General features: G+C 61.0%; 11 protein-coding genes and 2 tRNA genes. 9 read left to right on the top strand and 4 right to left on the bottom strand.

Annotation, left to right across the window (positions count from 1 at the left end; all coding sequences use genetic code 11):
• Positions 1-556: 556 nt before the first annotated feature.
• Positions 557-629, bottom strand: a tRNA-Lys gene (locus tag HMPREF2712_RS05895).
• Between the two features lie 219 nt (positions 630-848).
• Here HMPREF2712_RS05895 and bcp point away from each other — a divergent pair.
• The 8 genes from bcp (at position 849) to HMPREF2712_RS05855 (ending at position 10,393) form a co-directional block, all read left to right on the top strand.
• Positions 849-1,325, top strand: a complete 477-nt coding sequence (gene bcp, locus HMPREF2712_RS05890) for a thioredoxin-dependent thiol peroxidase (protein WP_005508643.1) — start codon at positions 849-851, stop codon at positions 1,323-1,325.
• Positions 1,326-1,511: 186 nt separating this feature from the next.
• Positions 1,512-1,593 (top strand) — tRNA-Leu (locus HMPREF2712_RS05885).
• A 149-nt stretch (positions 1,594-1,742) separates the two neighbouring features.
• Positions 1,743-3,905: an ABC transporter substrate-binding protein gene (locus HMPREF2712_RS05880; RefSeq protein ID WP_070819502.1), complete on the top strand. Its 2,163-nt coding sequence runs from the start codon at positions 1,743-1,745 to the stop codon at positions 3,903-3,905.
• A 210-nt stretch (positions 3,906-4,115) separates the two neighbouring features.
• A complete protein-coding gene (locus HMPREF2712_RS05875; RefSeq protein WP_070819501.1) occupies positions 4,116-5,597 on the top strand; it encodes a malate:quinone oxidoreductase in 1,482 nt (493 codons plus the stop codon).
• A 263-nt stretch (positions 5,598-5,860) separates the two neighbouring features.
• Complete coding sequence (locus HMPREF2712_RS05870) at positions 5,861-7,324, top strand: YihY/virulence factor BrkB family protein (RefSeq protein WP_246828681.1); 1,464 nt, start codon at positions 5,861-5,863, stop codon at positions 7,322-7,324.
• 73 nt (positions 7,325-7,397) lie between these two features.
• Positions 7,398-8,456 (top strand): alpha/beta hydrolase, encoded by a 1,059-nt coding sequence (locus HMPREF2712_RS05865; RefSeq protein WP_070819500.1) that lies wholly within the window; start codon positions 7,398-7,400, stop codon positions 8,454-8,456.
• A 188-nt stretch (positions 8,457-8,644) separates the two neighbouring features.
• Complete coding sequence (locus tag HMPREF2712_RS05860; RefSeq protein WP_070819499.1) at positions 8,645-9,736, top strand: S-(hydroxymethyl)mycothiol dehydrogenase; 1,092 nt, start codon at positions 8,645-8,647, stop codon at positions 9,734-9,736.
• A gap of 9 nt (positions 9,737-9,745) precedes the next feature.
• Positions 9,746-10,393 carry an MBL fold metallo-hydrolase gene (locus HMPREF2712_RS05855; protein WP_070819498.1) on the top strand — a complete coding sequence of 216 codons (648 nt, stop codon included), beginning with the start codon at positions 9,746-9,748 and terminating at the stop codon, positions 10,391-10,393.
• 193 nt (positions 10,394-10,586) lie between these two features.
• Here the strand turns inward: HMPREF2712_RS05855 and HMPREF2712_RS05850 are convergent, their stop codons facing one another.
• From HMPREF2712_RS05850 to HMPREF2712_RS05840, 3 genes are all read right to left on the bottom strand, one after another.
• On the bottom strand, positions 10,587-12,131 hold the full coding sequence (locus HMPREF2712_RS05850; RefSeq protein ID WP_246828680.1) for an MFS transporter: 1,545 nt from the start codon (positions 12,129-12,131) through the stop codon (positions 10,587-10,589).
• A gap of 110 nt (positions 12,132-12,241) precedes the next feature.
• Positions 12,242-15,511 carry an AAA family ATPase gene (locus HMPREF2712_RS05845; protein ID WP_070819497.1) on the bottom strand — a complete coding sequence of 1,090 codons (3,270 nt, stop codon included), beginning with the start codon at positions 15,509-15,511 and terminating at the stop codon, positions 12,242-12,244.
• The gene (locus HMPREF2712_RS05840; RefSeq protein ID WP_070819496.1) at positions 15,508-16,704 is read right to left on the bottom strand and encodes an exonuclease SbcCD subunit D; all 1,197 of its coding nucleotides are present in this window, start codon (positions 16,702-16,704) and stop codon (positions 15,508-15,510) included. The genes HMPREF2712_RS05845 and HMPREF2712_RS05840 overlap by 4 nt, the downstream gene beginning before the upstream one ends.
• A 210-nt stretch (positions 16,705-16,914) precedes the next feature.
• Here HMPREF2712_RS05840 and HMPREF2712_RS05835 point away from each other — a divergent pair, with 210 nt between their 5' ends.
• Positions 16,915-18,054 (top strand): ADP-ribosylglycohydrolase family protein, encoded by a 1,140-nt coding sequence (locus tag HMPREF2712_RS05835; protein WP_070819495.1) that lies wholly within the window; start codon positions 16,915-16,917, stop codon positions 18,052-18,054.
• Positions 18,055-18,368: the final 314 nt, after the last annotated feature.

The raw sequence follows: 18,368 nt of genomic DNA, 5'->3' as shown, positions 1-18,368 counted from the left end.
CCTCGCTTCGCTTCGGGCACCCTGATGTCGCTACGGACGGCACCGGCGCCTCTGCGCGCAACTGATTAGCTATCTCGTAGGAGGCCAAAAGGCGACAGCCCTCCCCCACCCCAGTTCGCTAGGCACGGGGCGCATACAAAACCACCGCAAACATTTCACCACCCAAACACCGAGCCGCCACGCAACACACTAAACCGCGACAGCCCTCCTCCGCCCCAGTTCGCTAGGCACGGGGCGCACACGGAACCCCCGCGAATCTACTACGACCCCGGCGGGATTCCGCGAACCTCTGAAGCACAGATGCGCAGAGGTATAGATATTCCCCGTCGCACCATCAGGTAACCAAGCGAGAAAGACGGTATCGCCCGTAGTGACATCAGGGTGTCCGAAGCGAAGCGAGGACGGGTCCCCTGTAGGAACGAGGGCGAATACCGTCTTCCAAGCATCGAACACCAGAGCAAGGGGAAATATCTATACCTCAAGCCCAGCAAAATCTTTTCAGAGGGAACGCAAAAATCCCGCCGATTCCGAAGAATCAGCGGGATTTTCTGTGAAGTGCGCCCCCTGGGACTCGAACCCAGAACCCATTGATTAAGAGTCAATTGCTCTGCCAATTGAGCTAGAGGCGCTTGCCTGTTTCAAGGTTTCCCTTGCAACAGAAAAATACTATACGCGAGTTTTTGTGGTGTGCGCAAGTTGATTTGGAGTGAGCCTGGACACATTGTTTGGGTGGGGTGTGTGGGACACTAGACTGTGTGTATTGCATGGGGCGCGTCCGCCCTTGGTACTGCATGGGGCGCATCCGCCGCTCCCCTGCTGATCTCTATTGATGTTTTGAGGAGTTATTGATGAGCGTTCGTCTTGAGCCGGGCACCCCGGCACCTGCTTTTACCCTTGCTGATGCGTCGGGTAAGGAGCACAGTCTGAGTGATTATGCGGGCAGCAAGGTGATTTTGTATTTTTACCCGAAGGCTTCGACTCCGGGTTGCACTAAGGAGGCGTGCGATTTCCGCGATAATTTGGCGTCGTTGAAGTCGTTGGGTTACGTGGTGTTGGGTGTTTCTCCGGATTCGCCGGCGGCTATTGCGCGTTTTGTGGAGAAGGAGTCGTTGACGTTCCCGCTACTGTCTGATGCTGATCATGCTGTGGCTGAGGCGTATGGTGCATGGGGTGAGAAGAAGAATTACGGCAAGGTGTATGAGGGCCTGATTCGTTCGACGTTTGTGATTGATGAGCAGGGTGTTATTTCTGTGGCTCAGTACAATGTGCGTGCGACGGGTCATGTGGCGAAGTTGCGTCGTGATTTGGGTATTGACCCGAAGTAGGGTCACGCTTTCTGGGGTTTGCGTATCGCTGTTCTACTGCTTCTTGAGAGGGCTGTTGTTCGGCGTATTTGCGGACTTTTTGCCCTATGGGGGCTTCTTTTAAGGCTTGGAGAACCTTGGTTCCTGGTGTACACTAATTCTTTGTTGCCTCAGACGCATGCATCTTCGGATGTGGGGTGACGCTACGCGCGAGTGGTGAAATTGGCAGACACGCAGGATTTAGGTTCCTGTGCCTTATGGCGTGGGGGTTCAAGTCCCCCCTCGCGCACACACATTCACATTGGGCCCGCCGTCACGGTTTTCGTGGCGGCGGGTTCTCTTGTATGCGCCTTGCCGGGGTGGGCGTGTCTCGCCCGGTTGGGTGTTGAACCGTTATCCTGAAAGATAAGCATCCGCGACGGAAGAGAGGACCCTCCCGTGCAGCATCAGCCTTATGCATCGTCAGCTGTTGGCAATTCTGATGCGCTGCTGCGAGCTACTGCCGGCTCGAGTGGCTTGAGTCGACGTGCCGTTTTGCGTTTTGGCGCGCTTTTTAGTGCTGGTTTGGCGCTTTCTGCGTGTTCTGGTCAATCTTCTGCTGGTTCGTCAGCTGGTTCTTCGGCGAGTGCGAGCGCGTCCTCTGCTAATGCGCGTCGCGTGTTTCGGTTTGCGCAGGGTGCGGCGCCGTTGGGTTTGGATCCGGCGTTGTTTCCTGTGGCGAGTACGTATCAGGTGACGGCGCAGGTTTTGCAGACGTTGTTGGTGGCGAATCATTACACGGGTGATCCTGAGGTTCAGGATTCGTTGTGTAGTGAGTGGACGGTTTCTGATGACCGTTTGGTGCATACGTTTGTGTTGCGTGAGGCTCATTTTAGTAACGGTTCTGCGTTGTCTGCGGATGCTGTGGTGCAGAATTTCCAGAGGTGGCAGGCGTTGGCTACGGGTGAGGGTACTGTTGCTTTGGCGGTGCCTGCTCAGCCTTTGTTTGCGTGGGGTTTTGGTGTGCCGAAGCCGGGTTCTATTGATCCTTCGGCGGTGGAGCCTGCGCCTGTTCAGGCGTCTCCGTCGGGTGCGGCTACTCCGTCTGCTTCTGCAAGTGCTTCCGCAACTGCTACCCCGAGCGCGTCGGCTTCTGCATCGGCTTCTGCGGGTGCTCATGCTGCTACTCAGCCGGATGATAAGAAGAACAGCAAGAAGACAGATGCCGCCCAGTCATTTGCAGTGCAGTCGTTCTTGCCGCTGGTTTCGTCGGTGGTGGCGAAGGGCAACTCTGTGGTGGTGACGCTGTCGCGTCCTTCTCTGGCGTTCCCGCGTATTTTGACGCAGCAGGCGTTTAGCATTATTGATCCTTCGCTGTTTGGTGCGGATCAGAAGCTGACGGGTAACCCGGTGGGTACGGGTGCGTTCCGTGTGGAGTCATTCAAGGACGGCACGGTGCGTCTGCTGAAGAATACCCATTTTGATGGTCAGGCACCTGAGCTGGATGAGATTCAGATTTCGACCCTCACGTCGTCGGATAAGCGTTATTTTGCGCTGATGGAGGGTCACATTGATGCGTGTGATCAGGTGAACTCGTCTGATCTGGGCCAGTTGGCGCGTGATGGCTATCAGACGCCGGGCCGTGACCCGTTCTCGCTGGTGTATTTGGGTTTGAATACGGCGCATCCGGTGTTGAAGAATATTTCGGTGCGTCGCGCTATTTCGCATGCTGTGGATCGCGGTGCGTTGCGTCAGTATTATCCGCAGGGCACCTCGGATGCGCAGACGCTGATTTCGCCGTCGTTCCGCATTAAGGCTGATGATGCGAAGGATTACACGGACCGTAATCAGGATATGGCGCGCTCGCTGTTGGCGACTGCTGGGTACGACAATCAGGTGATTGAGTGTTACTACCCTGCCGATGTGTCTCTGCCGTGGATGGATACTCCGCAGAAGGTGTATTCGGAGATGGTGGCTTCGCTGATTGAGGTGGGTCTGAATATTAAGCCGGTGCCCCTGCCGTGGTCTGAGTATCTGTCGAAGAGCCGTGAGGTTTCTTCTGAGCGCGGTATTACCTTGGCGGGTTTCTACGGCATGTACCGTGACCCGTATGCGTTCTTTGGTCCGGTGTTGGCGCCGCTGATTGCTGAGCATCAGGTGCGTTCGTTGATTGCTAATGCGCCGTCGGATATGACGACTGGTTTGACGAAGAAGAATTCTGATTTTCCGTCGTCGCGCGGTGCGGATTCGAATGTTCAGATTTCTGCGACTCCGAGCCCGCAGCCAAGTTATTCGCCGGATCCATTGTCTCCTGATGAGGAGGCTTCGGCTTCTGCTTCGCCGAGCCCTTCAGCGACTCCTTCGCCGTCGCCTACTGCCGTGGCGGTGGCGCCTTCGCCTCGTTTTAGTGAGGTGATGGAGGCGATTCGTACCGCGGATTCTGCTGTTTCGGTGGATTCGCAGCGTGAGCTGTACGCGAAGGTTGTGTCTCAGCTGGGTCAGTTCATGCCGGCGGTTCCGTTGCTGAATGTGACGTCTAAGGTGGCGGTGAGCCGTGAGGTTCAGGGCTATCAGACGGAGCAGAATGCGATTGAGCTGTTTGGAAAACTGCGTAAGTTGTAGGCAGTTCAGGTTTGAGTGTTGCATTGTGCGCATGTTTGGCGTGCTCTGGAGGGTTTTTACCCTCCAGGGAAGCTAACATGTGAACTGCAACACTCTCCTGTTATTTGCTGATTCTAGCTATGCCTCCCCCGCTAAAAGGAGTAGGCTAGATGATGTACCCCACAGTCATTGTGCCCGAGGATGGGCACCCTCACCCTAAGGGAGAACTCAGTGGTAGCACGTACTGAACGAACCGACGTCGTCCTGGTCGGCGGCGGCATCATGAGCGCCACCCTCGGCGTGTTCCTCAAGGAGCTCGAACCGACCTGGAATATTATCCTGCTCGAACGCCTCGACAAGGTTGCTCAGGAATCCTCCAACCCCTGGAATAACGCAGGTACCGGCCACTCGGCACTGTGCGAGCTCAACTACGCCCCCGCTGGTCCCGACGGTACTGTCTCCGCTGCCAAGGCGCTGAACATTAACGAGCAGTTCCAGGTTTCCCGCCAGTTCTGGGCTTCCCTGACTGAGAAGAATATTCTGACTGACACCAGCTTCATCAACCCGGTCCCCCACATGTCCCTGGTCTTCGGCGAAGACCACTCCAAGTACCTGGCTGCGCGCTACGATTCTTTCCGCAAGGAGAAGCTCTTCGAGCGTATGCAGTTCTCCAATGACCGCGAGAAGATTGGCGAATGGGCACCGCTGACCGTCAAGGGCCGCAAGGGTAACGAGCCGATGGCTACAACCTGGTCCCCCGAAGGTACCGACGTGAACTTCGGCTCCCTCACCGAGCAGCTGGTCGATTACCTGCAGACCAAGGGTGTTGAGGTTCGCTACGGCTACCAGGTCACCAACCTGAACCGCGAATCGAACGGTTCCTGGCAGGTTGAGGCGATTAACCGCATCAACAAGGATGAGCCTCTGAGCATCAACGCGAAGTTCGTGTTCCTCGGTGCCGGCGGTGGCGCCCTGCACCTGTTGCAGAAGTCCGGCATTGAAGAGGGTAAGGGCTACGGCGGCTTCCCCGTCTCCGGCCTGTTCCTGCGCAACACCCACGAGGCAACCGCAAACCAGCACAACGCTAAGGTGTACGGTCAGGCTTCGGTGGGTGCACCTCCCATGTCTGTTCCCCACCTGGACACCCGCTACGTGGACGGCAAGCGTGCTCTGCTCTTCGGCCCCTACGCCGGTTTCAAGACAAACTTCTTGAAGCAGGGTTCCGTGCTAGATCTGCCGAAGTCCCTGCGCCTGCACAACCTGTACCCCATGACCCGTGCAGGTCTGGATAACTTCTCCCTTGTCAAGTACCTGCTCTCCGAGCTGGTCAAGGACAAGAACGCTCGCCTGGAGACCCTGCACCAGTACTACCCCGAGGCTGACGGCGGCGAGTGGGAGCTCATCGAGGCTGGTCAGCGCGTCCAGATCATGAAGAGGGACGCGAAGAAGGGCGGCATCCTGCAGTTCGGTACCGAGGTTGTCTCCGCAGCGGACGGCTCTATCGCGGCTCTGCTGGGTGCATCCCCCGGTGCTTCCACCGCGGCTCCGATTATGCTGAACCTGCTGGCTAAGTGCTTCCCCTCCAAGATTGCCGGTTGGGAGCCTCGCCTGAAGGAGCTTATCCCCGGTTACGGCGTGAAGCTCAACGACAACCCGGATCTGGCTGATGAGGTTATGGCTCACACCGCTAAGGTTCTGGGTATTCACAACTAGTTTTCAGTTAGGCTCAGCAGGTAGCTTTATACCCTAGCTGACAAGCCTTTTTTGAGGATTTTCGGGGCTGTGACCCTCTCTAACTGACCGACAGGTCAGCTATCTGCACTCGCAGAAAAATGCGGGAGGGTTAGAAAACCCTATAATGTCACCGCAGGGGCGGGAAGGACAGCTCATTGTTCTCCTCGCCCCTTCTGTGCGCCCACACGCTGAAGTTCATAGGCGCACCACTGTGTACCATCCCACTCATTCAAGGAGCCCCATTGGCTGCACACACCGGCTCTTCCACGGACACCTCCTCAACCCAGGTATCCGCCGGAGCTCGACGCGGACTCTTCTCCCGTAAGAAGAAGCCCGCGGCCCCCAAGTACGCAAGCGTGAAACTGCGCGACTTCCCCAAGGGAAGCATCCTCTACATCCTGCGCCGTGCCATCTACAAATTCGGCGCAAACGGCGGCACCGACATGGCGGCAGCACTCACCTACTTCACCGTGCTGTCCATCTTCCCCGCCCTGCTGGCGATCGTCTCCCTGCTGGGCGTATTCGGTCACGGTGAGGAAAGCGCCGCCGTCATCCTCGCCTTCCTCAAGGACAACGCGCCCGCCCAGATGTACGCCATTCTGGAAGACCCCATCAAGCAGATTACAGGCGACCATGGCGCAGGCCTGGTGCTGTTGACCGGTATCCTCAGTGCACTATGGTCCGCCTCTGGGTACACCGGATCCTTCGGCCGAGCTCTCAACACGGTCTACAACGTGCGTGAAGGCCGCCCCGGCTGGATTCTCAAGCCGCTGAACGTCTTCGTCACCACCGTGATTATCATCCTCGTGGTACTCATGATGCTCATGATGCTGCTGGGTGTAACCGTCCTGGACATGGTCGGTCGGTATGTACCCGAAACCGTGGATATGGAGCTCATCAAGCTCATCTGGCTGAACGGCCGCTGGGTGCTGATTCTGTTCATGGCAATCGCCCTGATCACTCTACTCTACGCCGCCACCCCGAACGTGCGCCGTTACAAGGCATGGAGGCTCTCCCCCGGTGCGGCACTCGCCCTCTTCGGCATGGGTCTGGGCGCATTCGGCTTCACCCTCTACGCCAACAACTTCAGCAAGTACAACGCCACCTACGGCCTGATCGGTGGTGTGATTGTGATGCTGCTGTTCATCTGGATCATGAACAATATGCTTCTCTTCGGCGCGCATCTGGACGCCGAAATCATGCTCATGCGCCAGATTATCGCTGGCGATGACGACCACGGCCACCTGAAGGTGCAGCCGCGCAGCACCTCCGCATCGCGTGCACTGAAGGCACGCCAGGAACGCCTCATGTCCGCCGGACGCGAATTGCAGCAGCAGGCGGCAGGCCAGGGCATGCTCCCCAAGCCGAAGGGCCCCTCCATTGCGGATCGCGTGCAGAAGGCGGTGGACACTAACACCACCATGATTCGCACGTTCATTGCCGACGGTAAGGAGCGCCTCGACAACGGCAAGAAACAGCAGGCGAGGACTGACGCCGCCGAGGCTCAGGCTTCGGAGGCAGCCTCGGCAAAGGCGGATGCACGCGCGACCGCCGAGTCAGACTCTTCCGCCGCAGCAAGTTCATCTGCCGAGGCAAAATCTTCCGCCGAGCCGGCCCAGGAGACATTTTTCGACCTGGGTGCCGACAATCTAGGCGCCGATAAGCCGAGCACCGACAACCCGAACGAGGCGGCCAAGAAGAACTAAGAGGCAGCCGAGCGCTCACCCACCATGCGTGTGAAGGGCGCGGGACAGAAACCCTGGTCACTAAGATAGACATATGACCAGTGCAGATTTCTCTCCCGCGCCCTTTGCTGTACCCAACGCCGCTGCGTCCAGTGTTGATGCACCCAGTGTTGAAGCGCCCAATGCCGCCGCGCCCGCCGTTGCTCTCCCTGACCTCGAGTACACCCTCTACCAGCCGCAGCAGCTCAAAAGCCGTATCCCCGCCCTCATGATTCACGGCTTCGCCACCCGCGGTGACCAGCTCTACGGGGGCACCGGCTGGATTCGCCAATATCTGCGCGCCGGATACCCTGTACTAGCTGTCAATCTGCCCTACCACACGAACACATACCTCAAAGACCCACAGTTCACGGTTGACTGCAAACTGCCTGCCCATACGCAGGTTATGAGCAGTGAAATCCCGTTCGATTCGGTGCCCTCTGTCAATACGACGGGTCAGCGCCTCACCCCCATTCACCTGCTCACCAACGCACTTGCCCAGCTGCTGCGAGCCGTCGCCACGGAGAACAACCTCGACGTGGAGCTACAGCCGCGCGCACACGTTATCGGTTTCTCCTTCGGTGCCCGCGTCGGATGGGAACTCGCCCTCACCCACCCGGAGGCGGTCGCATCCCTCACCTTGGGCGGACTGCCCCTGCACGACCACCTCATCACCCTGCGCGCCATGCTCGAAGCGCACGAGGGGACCAGCGCCTCCGCGAGCGCAGAAACCCCCGCGGCGGACTCCACCGCCGAGGCGATCGCCTCCTTCACCTCGATTATTGACGGCTCCCCCATCCAGCCCGACGCGCTACTGAAGTTCGTTCGGATTCCCTTCGGCCCGTTCTTCGACGTGCCCGCCCTGCGTGCCGGATCCCCCAACCTACCTGCGGGTCACCCGGGCGCGCATCCGCACGCACCCATCGCGGTCGTGCTCGGTGACTCGGACACCATCGCCGCCGACGGAGCGGAACTCTACGACATGGTGCGCGGCAACAATCCGCTTAACCGCTTCATCTCCCTGCCCGGCCGCGATCACGTGAACGCACTGACCTCGGGCGCGTTCCGACGCGGTGCGCTCGCCTTTGCGGCAGAGGTGGAGGCGGCAGAGTAAGTAGCCGCAGACTACGCGGGTTCCGGGAGGAGTAAGAGACAACGTCATAAAACGTCACATTCACCTGGGGGCTTCACGCTCAGCCCCGGGGTGCATCAGGTATGCCTTAGCTCTTATAATGGGAACGTATCAAAAAATTTTTATCTCGCGGTTGAGCATCAACCGCAATCCCCAAGCAAAGGAACAGCATGCACAAGGTTAAGGCTGTCGTAGCCCTCTCCCAGGACGCACCCGTCACCGTCACCACCATCAACGTACCCGACCCCGGCAAGGGCGAAGCACTCGTCAAGGTCCTCACCTGCGGTGTCTGCCAGACCGATCACCACTACGTCACCGGCGGCGTCGGCCAGGACTTCCCCTACCTGCTCGGCCACGAGTCCGCAGGTATCGTCGAGGCTGTCGGCGATGACGTCACCAACATCGCCCCCGGCGACCTGGTCATCCTCAACTGGCGTGCAGTCTGCGGCGAATGCCGCGCATGCCGCAAGGGCCAGCCGCAGTACTGCTTCGCAACCCACAACGCAACCCAGAAGATGACCCTCGAGGACGGCACCGAGCTCACCCCCGCGCTGGGTATCGGCTCCTTCGCGGAGAAGACCCTCGTCGCAGCAGGTCAGTGCACCAAGATCACCGCTGACATCAGCCCCGAACAGTACGCAGCAATCGGTCTGCTCGGCTGCGGTGTCACCGCAGGTCTGGGCGCTGTGCTGAACACCGGTGAGCTCAAGCGCGGCGAGTCCGTCGCAGTCATCGGTTGCGGCGGCGTCGGCACCGCAGCAATCGCAGGCGCACAGCTCGGTGGCGCAACCACCATCATCGCCGTCGACATCGACGAAGAGAAGCTGGCACGCGCACGCGAGCACGGCGCAACCCACACCGTGAACTCCTCCAAGGTCGACCCCGTTGAGGCTATCAAGGAACTCACCGGCGGCTTCGGTGCAGACCTCGTCATTGACGCTGTCGGCGTCGCCCCCACCTTCAAGCAGGCATTCGAGGCACGCGACCTGGCAGGCCGCGTCGTCCTCGTCGGCGTGCCCGCACCCGGCGCCACCTGGGACATCCCGCTGGATGAGGTCTTCGGCCGCGGCGGCTCCATCAAGAGCGCATGGTACGGCGACACCCTGCCCTCCCGCGACTTCCCCGAGTTCGTGGACCAGTACCTGCTCGGCCGCCTCGACCTGGACAGCTTCGTCTCCGAGCGCATCCGCCTCGAAGACGTCAACGAAGCATTCGAAACCATGAAGACCGGCCGCGTGCTGCGCTCGGTCGTGGAACTCTAGGACCGTAGCGTGAGCGAACGTATTGAACGAGTCGTCACCTCCGGCACCTTCTCGCTGGACGGCGGCTGCTGGGACGTCGACAACAACGTGTGGATCGTCGGCAACGACTCCTCGGTCATCATCATTGACCCCGCCCACGACGTCGACAAGATTTCGCGCACCGTCGCGGGACGCACCGTGGAGAAGATTCTGCTGACCCACGCCCACGACGACCACATCCGCAGCGCAAAGGAGGCGGCAGAACGCTTCGGCGCGCCCGTCTACCTGAACCCCGCGGACCGTGTGCTCTGGGAAATGGTGTACCCCTCCTGGGACTTCGACCACGAACTCGCTGACGGCGACGTACTGCGCATCGGCGAGACCGAGTTGACCGTCCTCGCCACCCCCGGCCATTCCCCCGGTTCCGTGTGCTTCTACGCACCCACCCTCAGCTGGGAAAACAGCGAAGGCGTCGTCTTCTCCGGCGACACCCTCTTCAACGGCGGCCCCGGCGCAACCGGACGCTCCTACAGCGACTTCGACACCATCATCGAGTCGATCTCGACCCACCTGCTGACCCTGCCCGAGTCCACCGCGGTCCTCACCGGCCACGGCGACAGCACCGGCATCGGTCTGGAGGCGCCCGAGCTTCCTGCATGGATCAAGCGCGGTCACTAAACCGGCAGCCTCACGCTGAAGTTCACAGGCTGAGGCTCTCACACCGAGGTTCTCAGGCCGAGGCTCACCACAAACCGAGCACGGTACACAAAAGGCGGATGCCCCACCACCTGCAGAAGGTGGCGGGTCATCCGCCTTTTATCGCGCGCTCATCACGCTCAAGCTACCGGCAAGGAACTAGCAGCAACCCAAACTAGCCGCGTTCCGTCTCAGCCAAAGGAGCCAACTGCTCCTCATGCTCCTCACGCCACAAGTAGCCGTACAAATGACCCAACGCAAAATACAGAGTCGCAATAATCACCGGAACCATAAACGCATTACGGTAATACGGGGCATCCCCCATATAGCCGCCCCACATACAGCCCAGCGCAAGACCAATGCCCAGCATCGAACGGGTAAAGAAGCTCGCCTGCGCATCAGGAATATGCTTGAGCGAACGGTTCAGCCACAGCTCATGGCCGCCAAACGCCACACCCAGCACCGCGCCGCACAGCGCCAACGCATAGAAAATCGTGGACGTATCATCGCTCGCCGGCAAGTACAGCGCCGCCATAATCAGCAGAACGCCGCTCACCAGCCAGCCATGCCACGGGTTCACCGAACGGCCACCCAAAACCACGGGGAAAGCCACCACCACGAGCGCACCGGTACCGGTCGCAACCATAGCCATGAACAGGTTCATCGAACCGTGAATCAGCGAGAAGCCCAGCAGACCAGAACCAACCGAACCCATGCACGCACCCAGCAGCACCAGACCAAGAATCAGCACCACCGTCTGACGGCTCGGACGCACCAAATTCTGCGGCGGAGCCATACGAATACGAGAAATATCAGGCAGCCACATCGGCGCGGCTAGAACCACAATGAACAGCAACGCATCCAGAATAATCGTGATCCAGAAACCCGCATACTCATGATTCGGGGTGATATACGCATCACCCAGCCACACCAACAGAGCAGCCAGCGGGTACATCGACATGTTCGCCGTAGTACCCCACGACACCGCAGTCGACAAGCGAACATCACTGTACTGATAGTTACGGCGATACAGCGACTCAAGAGCAAACGGAGTCCACGGCGGAGTCGTGAAACCCATCGCCACACACGAGAGCGCATGGTAGGTTGTACTCACGTTATTCGGGTCAACCGTCAAACGCCAACCAATGACCAGCATGTTCAACACCGCGGCAATATTCAGTATCGACGTAATCGCCAGCAACGCCCGCAAACCCAGGGCACGCACCAGCATCGGGCCGAGCATAATCTGCACCGAATACGCGCCAGTAAACGCCGCCACTGCATAGCCGCCATCATGCACACTACCCAGGTGGCTCGCCAACAGAATATACAGCGCAAACGCCGAGGAAGCCGCCGGAATGTGGAACAGAATCGTCAACACGTTACGGGCAAATCCCTCAGAACGAAGCACCGCATACAGATGACGACGCTGCTCCTTACCGTTGCGCAGGAACAATGCCCAATGCTGACGCAAAATGTCCGGCAGCGAGGTGTTCGTGTTAACCTCATCCGCAGCCGGAATCGGGCGAGGCGGCAGCTCCTGCAACACGTGCTCGTTGCTGCGCACCACATCCGTCAGGGAGGTGCCCGGAACCGTCGGAATGCCTGTACCCGAAGCACTCAACCTATCCGAGGTATCGGGGGCGGGTGCCACCTTCATGGTGCGCGGAGGAACCTTCGGCGCGGATGCGTTAGTGTGCGCATCAGCCGAAGGTTCCACACGATACGTTGAATTCGGTGCCCTGTCCTGAGGTGTCGAGGTCATCATCTCTTTCACGAATAAGCCGCCGGACATGCCATAACAGCAGCCCGGAAGCGAATTTATGCCTACTAGGAGTTTACCCTCACCGACGATCCGTTCTGACCCTTTTCAACCACAATCTGGGCGGGAATACGGTTCTTCATCTCCTCCACATGCGAAATCAGGCCAATAGTGCGGCCACTATCACGCAGCGATTCGATTGTGCCCATCACCATGTCCAGAGTTTCAGCGTCCAACGTGCCAAAACCCTCATCAATGAAGAGGGTATCCAACTCGATACCGCCATTATTCGCCTGAACAACCTCAGCCAGACCCAACGCCAACGACAGCGACGCCAAGAACGACTCACCACCGGACAGCGACGACGCCTCACGCGGCTCACCCGTCCAGGTGTCAGTAATCTCCAGGTTCAGGCCACCGCCGGAACGGCTACCCTTCGCACGGTGATCACTGAACACCATGCCGTAGCGGCCCTCACTCATACGGTCCAAATGCAGCGACGCCGATTGCAGAATACGCTCAAACTCGGCACCCAGCACATAGCTGACCAGGTCAACCTGATGCTCATAACCGCCCAGCGTATCACCGCGGGCAGCCGCCGCCAGGTTCGCCAGCATCTGCGCACGGTCATAACGCTGCGCCGTCTTTGCACGGAACGCCGCATACTCGCCACGCAGAGCCTGCAAAGAACGCAGCATGCTCTCCCGCTCACCCTCACGAAGAGTCAAACGGTGAACCGCCGCGCGCAGCTGCTCAACCTGCTCACGCACACCCTGCAGGTCATCCGGCGCCTGCTCACCAGCGGCAACACGGGCCGCCACCGCAACAATCGCCTCACGGCCAAAGCCCTCAAGGAGGCGGGCATGCTCCAGCTCGTACGCGGCAACAGCCTGCTCCAGGGCATCAACACGCTCGGGGGTACGCACCGCCGCATGAACCAGCTCGGCGCTCTCAAACGAAGACTCAGCCAGCAGACGCTGCGCCGCAGCCGCCGCCAGAGCATGACGCTCACGCGCCTGCCCCAACAGCAACACCGCACGAGCAAGACGCTGATGCGCCGCACGGTAGCCCTCCACAGCCTCAACACGCTGCACAAAACCCACCGCCGCACGAGCAGGCGCCAAATCAGCCGCGGTAGCCTCACAGCGCGCCGCAGCGTCACGGTGACGCGTCTGAGCTTCCACCGCCGCACCCTCGATGGTGCGTAGCGCCTCCTGAGCCTTCTGCAGCTCAACCCGCACCCGCTCAACCTTCGCCAGCACGCCGTCACGCGCCGTCACGCGCGACTGAGCCTGCGCGAGGCGGGTCTGCGCCTGCTGCAGCTGCGCGGCAGTCTGCTCAACATCGCACTCGCCCTGGGCAGCCAGAGTCTCGTACTGGGTGCGGGCGGCGGCGAGCGCCTCGGAGGCTTCCTGATGCGCCTTGGTCGCCCGATCCTTGGCCAGTTCGTGGGTGTGCGCCTGCTTGTGCGCCTTGTCTTCACGTTCCTTGGCGGCATCCAGGTCGGCACGCTCAACCAGCTGCTCACCCTCGGCAATCTGCGCGGGGGCGGGGTGCTCGACCGAGCCGCAGACAGCGCAGGGTTCGCCGTCCTTGAGCTCGCGTGCCAGCAGGGAGGACGCCTGGGCGAGGCGCAGCACCTGCAGGTTTTTGAACTCCTCCGTCGCGGCGAGCGCCTGCTGAGCCGAAGCCTGCCACTTTTCCTGTGCCTTCTGCTCAGCGGTGGCGGTGCGCTTGCTCTGCTTCTGGGCAGCGGCGACCGCGGCGGAGGCGGCGTCCAGCTTCTGCTGCATCTGCTGGGCGGCATCGTGCTTCTGCTGCGCCTCGGTGACCAGGTGCGCGGCGAGGGTGCGTTCCTCGTCGGCGGTGCTGTAGCCGGCGAGTTCTTCGGCAAGCTGCTCGGCGGCGGCGGTCAGGTCGCTCAGGGTCTTTTCGGCACGCGACTTGTCCTGTTCGAGGGCGTTAGCCTGCTTCAGCAGGGCGGCTGCGGCGGCTTCCTCGTCGGTAAGCTGAGCGTCCTTCTTCTGCAAGGCGCGCAGGGTGTCGAGGAGCGCCTCAAGCTGGGCTTCTTGTTCAGCGGGCTCGAGCTCCGGGAGCGCGGCGAAGGTCGTCTCCTCGGGGAAGGTGACGTCTTCCGCGGTTTCCTCATCGCGCAGTGCCGCAAGCAGGGCGCGACCGGTCTCATCCAGCGCGGATGCGCACGCAGCCTGCTCCTGCTGGCGGGCGGCGAGCGCCTGCGATTCGGCGTGGACCTGCGTGTACTGTGCGTGCAGGGGCGCGGCAGCACGCGCCTGCGACAGCTCTTCACGCTGCGCCTTATGCCCCTCGGCGCGTTCGGTCAGGCGGGTGCGGCGTTCGCAGAGCTGCTCGTATTCGCGCCAGTCGGCCTGCAGCTGGGCGCGTTCGGCGAGCAGGCGGGTGTTCCGGTCGGCTTCGTCGGTGAGGCGCTGCTGCTCCTGCTTTTCGCGTGCGGAGGTTTCGCGGGCACGTTCTACTCCGCAGGCGACCCATGCGTCGAGGGTTTCGGCGGTGACGTTCTCGGCAGTGACGTTCTCAGCGGTGAGATGTTCGGAAGTCTCCTCGCCCGCCTCCGCAGCTTCCTCAGCATCCGAATCCACAGCGTCCAGTAGCGACTGCAGGGCGAGCATTTCTGCGCGGGCACGTTCAAGGTAGCCGCGCTGGGTGTTTTCGTCCTGGGCGACTTCCTGCTGGGCGGTTTTCGCTTCCTCAGTGAGTGCAGCGAAGAGCTGTTCGTAGTGTTCGACGGGGAACATCTTTTTGAGCAGTTCTTTGCGTTCTTTGGGCTTGGACTTGAGGAATTGCGCGAACTGGCCCTGCGGCAGGAGTACGACTTTGAGGAATTGTTCTTTGGTCAGGTGGGTGCGTTCGGCGATGGTGCGGTTGACTTCGGCGACGCTGCTGGAGATGGGGGTCCAGGCTTTTTCGTCGGCGGGGTCGGCGCCGGGTGCGAGTTCGGCGAGGGTGGCTTTGGCGCTTTCTTCGCGCATCTGGCCTTTGCGGGCGCCGCGGGTGATGGGTTTGTTGTAGGCGGGGGTGCGGTCGATGCGCAGGCGCTTGCCGTGGAGAGTGACGTCGAGTAGTACGCGCGGTTTGGTGCCGCTGTGTGCCGCGTAGGTGGAGTGCAGTTTGGCGGATTCGCGGTCGCTGCTGGTTTCGCCGTAGAGGGCGTAGCAGATGGCGTCGAGGATGGTGGTTTTACCGGCGCCGGTGGGGCCGTTGAGTAGGAATACGCCGGCGTTGTTGAGGGTGTCGAAGTTGATTTCTTGGCGCTTGGGGTATGCCATGAAGGCTTCGAATTCGAGGTTGTGCAGGATCATGCGTTGTCCTTGTGACTGCTGATGTGGTCGTTGAGGGTGGTGATGACGTCGCGTTCTTCGCTGGTGAGGGGGCGGTTGCGTACGTATTGGTGGAATTGGTCGAAGGTGTCGACGGGGTCGGCGTCGCGAGTGAGGGGCGCGGCGACGGGTTTTTCGGCGGCGGGTTGGGTGCTGCGGTAGCTGAAGTGGGAGATGGTTTCGTAGCGGCTGCGCAGGCGGTCGACGGCGCCGACGGGTAGGGTTTCGTCGGTGAGTTCGATGCGGCAGTAGTAGCCCTGCTCGTAGGGGCTGTTTTCTGGGTTGTTGAGTAGCTGGTCCATGGTGCCGCGCAGGGTTTTCATGTGTACGCGGGTTGCCCATTCGTGGCTGCTGATGGTGGGTTCTTCGCCGGGGTTGAGTTCGATGAGGTAGGCGCCGTTGCGGTTGTGTTCTTCGCTGAATGAGAAGCCGAGCGGTGAGCCGCTGTACCGGATGGTTGGGGTGACGGGGTACCGCTTGTGGATGTGGCCGAGGGCTACGTAGTCGAAGCCGTCGAAGAGGGAGGCGGGTACCCAGTCGATGCCGCCGACGCTGATGTCGCGTTCGGAGTCGCTGCGGGGTGTGGTGTCTGCGCTGCCGGCGGTGTCACTGCCGGTGGTGTCGCTGACGGTTGCGTGGCTCATGACGATGATGCGGTCGGCGCCTTCGCCGCGGGTGTGACGTTCGGCGGCGTCGGCGCGGATGGCGTCGGTGACGGCGCCGAGGACTGCCTGGTGGGTGGGGTCGACGCCGAGGGCGGTGGCGTGGAGGCGCGGGGCGAGGTAGGGGATGGCGTAGACGTGTACGCGCAAGGCGCCGTCGGTGAGTTCGACGGGGCGGGTGGCGTCTTCGATGGTGGTGCGTAGGTGCACGCCGGAGGCTTCGAAGAAGGCGGCGCCGTAGCTGAGGCGGCGGAAGGAGTCGTGGTTGCCGGAGCTGAGGATGACTTGCACGTCGGCGCGCATGAGGCGGGTGAGTGCCTGGTCGAGCAGAGTGGTGCTTTCGGCGGTGGGGATGGTGCTGTCGTAGACGTCGCCGCTGATGAGGAGAGTGTCGATACCTTCGGCGTGCACGTAGGTGAGCAGTTCGTCGATGAACTGTTGGTGTTCGCGGGTGAGGGGGCTGCGGTGGAAGGTGCGGCCGAGGTGCCAGTCGGAGGTGTGCAGGATCTTCATGGTTTCAGTATGGCATTGTGTCTTATTTTGCGCCTCACAGTTCGTCATTCGCCGGTGGACCCCTCCACGGCGCAGGCACTCGCGCGGAGCGGGGGCTCCGTCCTCAAGGCACCAGGATTATTTAAATCGGGGCGCTGAAGAGGGGGCACTCCCCCGCGAGCATGAGCACGAAGCCGCTTATGCTCTAGCCGCCCGTGGGATAATCGCCCTATGAGTTTTTCTGAGTTCACGCACGCACCCGAGGTTTCGGCTGAGTTTGCGGGCAGGGTGCGCGGTTTGCTGCGTGCGTCTGCGTTGGGTGATGCGCTGGGTTATCCGTTGGAGTTGTTGTCGGCTGAGCAGATTGCGGAGAGTGCCCCTAAGCCGTGGGATTCGGCGTTTGGTGAGCTGCTGGTCAGTGATGATACGCAGCTGACGTGTTTCACGCTGGACGCTTTGACGGAGGTTTTGGAGTGGAATAATGAGGGCGCGGCGGCGGATGAGTTGGCGTGTCTGTGGTTGGCGTATTTGCGGTGGTTCCGCGGTATTGGTGAGAGCCTGCCGGAGTCTGCGCCGTTTTCGTTGGATCGTGAGATTGATGGGGCAGCGGAGTTGACGGCGCGTCGCGGTCCGGGTGCGGCGACGTTGCGGGCGTTGGGTTCGGGCGAGATGCAGTTGGTGTCGAAGTCGTTGAATCCTGATGCTTTGGGTAGTGGCGCGTTGGTGCGTTCGGCGGCGTTGGGTGTTTTGCCGGTGGCGCAGGAGCGTACGGTGGTTTTGTTGGCGGTGCGTGCGGCGGCGTTGACGCATGGGCATCCGGAGGCGTTGGCTTCGGCGGCGGCGTATGCGTTGCTGGTTCGTGATTTGTTGGCGTCCCCGGCTGGCTCGTTTGATGCGTTGTTGGATTCTGCCCGCCGTGTGCTTGACTGGTGCGGCACGGTGGCGGCGGATGATTCGATTCCGGGTGATGCTGCGCGTACGGCTGCGGCGCTGAGCCGTGCCATTGAGCTGCTGGAGCGCGGCGTGGTGCCGGTGCCGGAGGCTGTGGCGGAGCATTTTGGTACGGGTTGGACGGCGCCTGAGCTGTTGGGTGTGGCGTTCTGGTGCGCGGCGGATGCTGTGAAGAGTCTGCCTGCTGATGCCGATGAAGCGACGGTACGCAATGCGCTGTTTGAGGGTTTGTGCCGTGCGGTGTCGGTGGATTCGGATTCGGATTCGGTGGGTGCGATGACGGCGGCCTTGTGGGCGGCGGCTGGTTTGCCGGTGGCTGGCGGTGAGGCTGATGCGTGGTCGCAGGCGCTGGGTCGTGTGCGCGGCTTGGATCAGGTGGAGGCGGTGGCGGAACGCTATCTGCGCCAGCTGGGTCTGTAGCGGCGCTGAACCTCAACGGCGCAGCGGACATACGTAAACGGCACCGTGGACATGCGTAGCGGGGGCTCCGTCCTCAAGGCGCTCAGCGCCGCAGAGGGGGCACTCCCCCGCGAGCATTGTCCGCGTGCCGGTCGTGCGGAACTGTGCCGCAAGCATTGTCCGCAAGCCGTCGCTCCAACCGCATATAAGTAACAGAAAAGGCTCTCCGGTATCTCGGAGAGCCTTTTCTGTATGCGCTAGAACTAGCAAAACTAAGCCTTTACGGAGTAGCCGGTCACGCGGAGCGGGGGCTCCGTCCTCAAGGCGCTCAGCGC

Origin of the sequence: Rothia sp. HMSC064F07 (assembly GCF_001837265.1) — a bacterium.
In the GTDB taxonomy this organism is placed as follows: Bacteria; Actinomycetota; Actinomycetes; order Actinomycetales; family Micrococcaceae; genus Rothia; species Rothia mucilaginosa.
The sequence above is the reverse complement of the archived record's forward strand: the minus strand, read 5'-3'. Positions and strand labels throughout refer to the sequence as shown.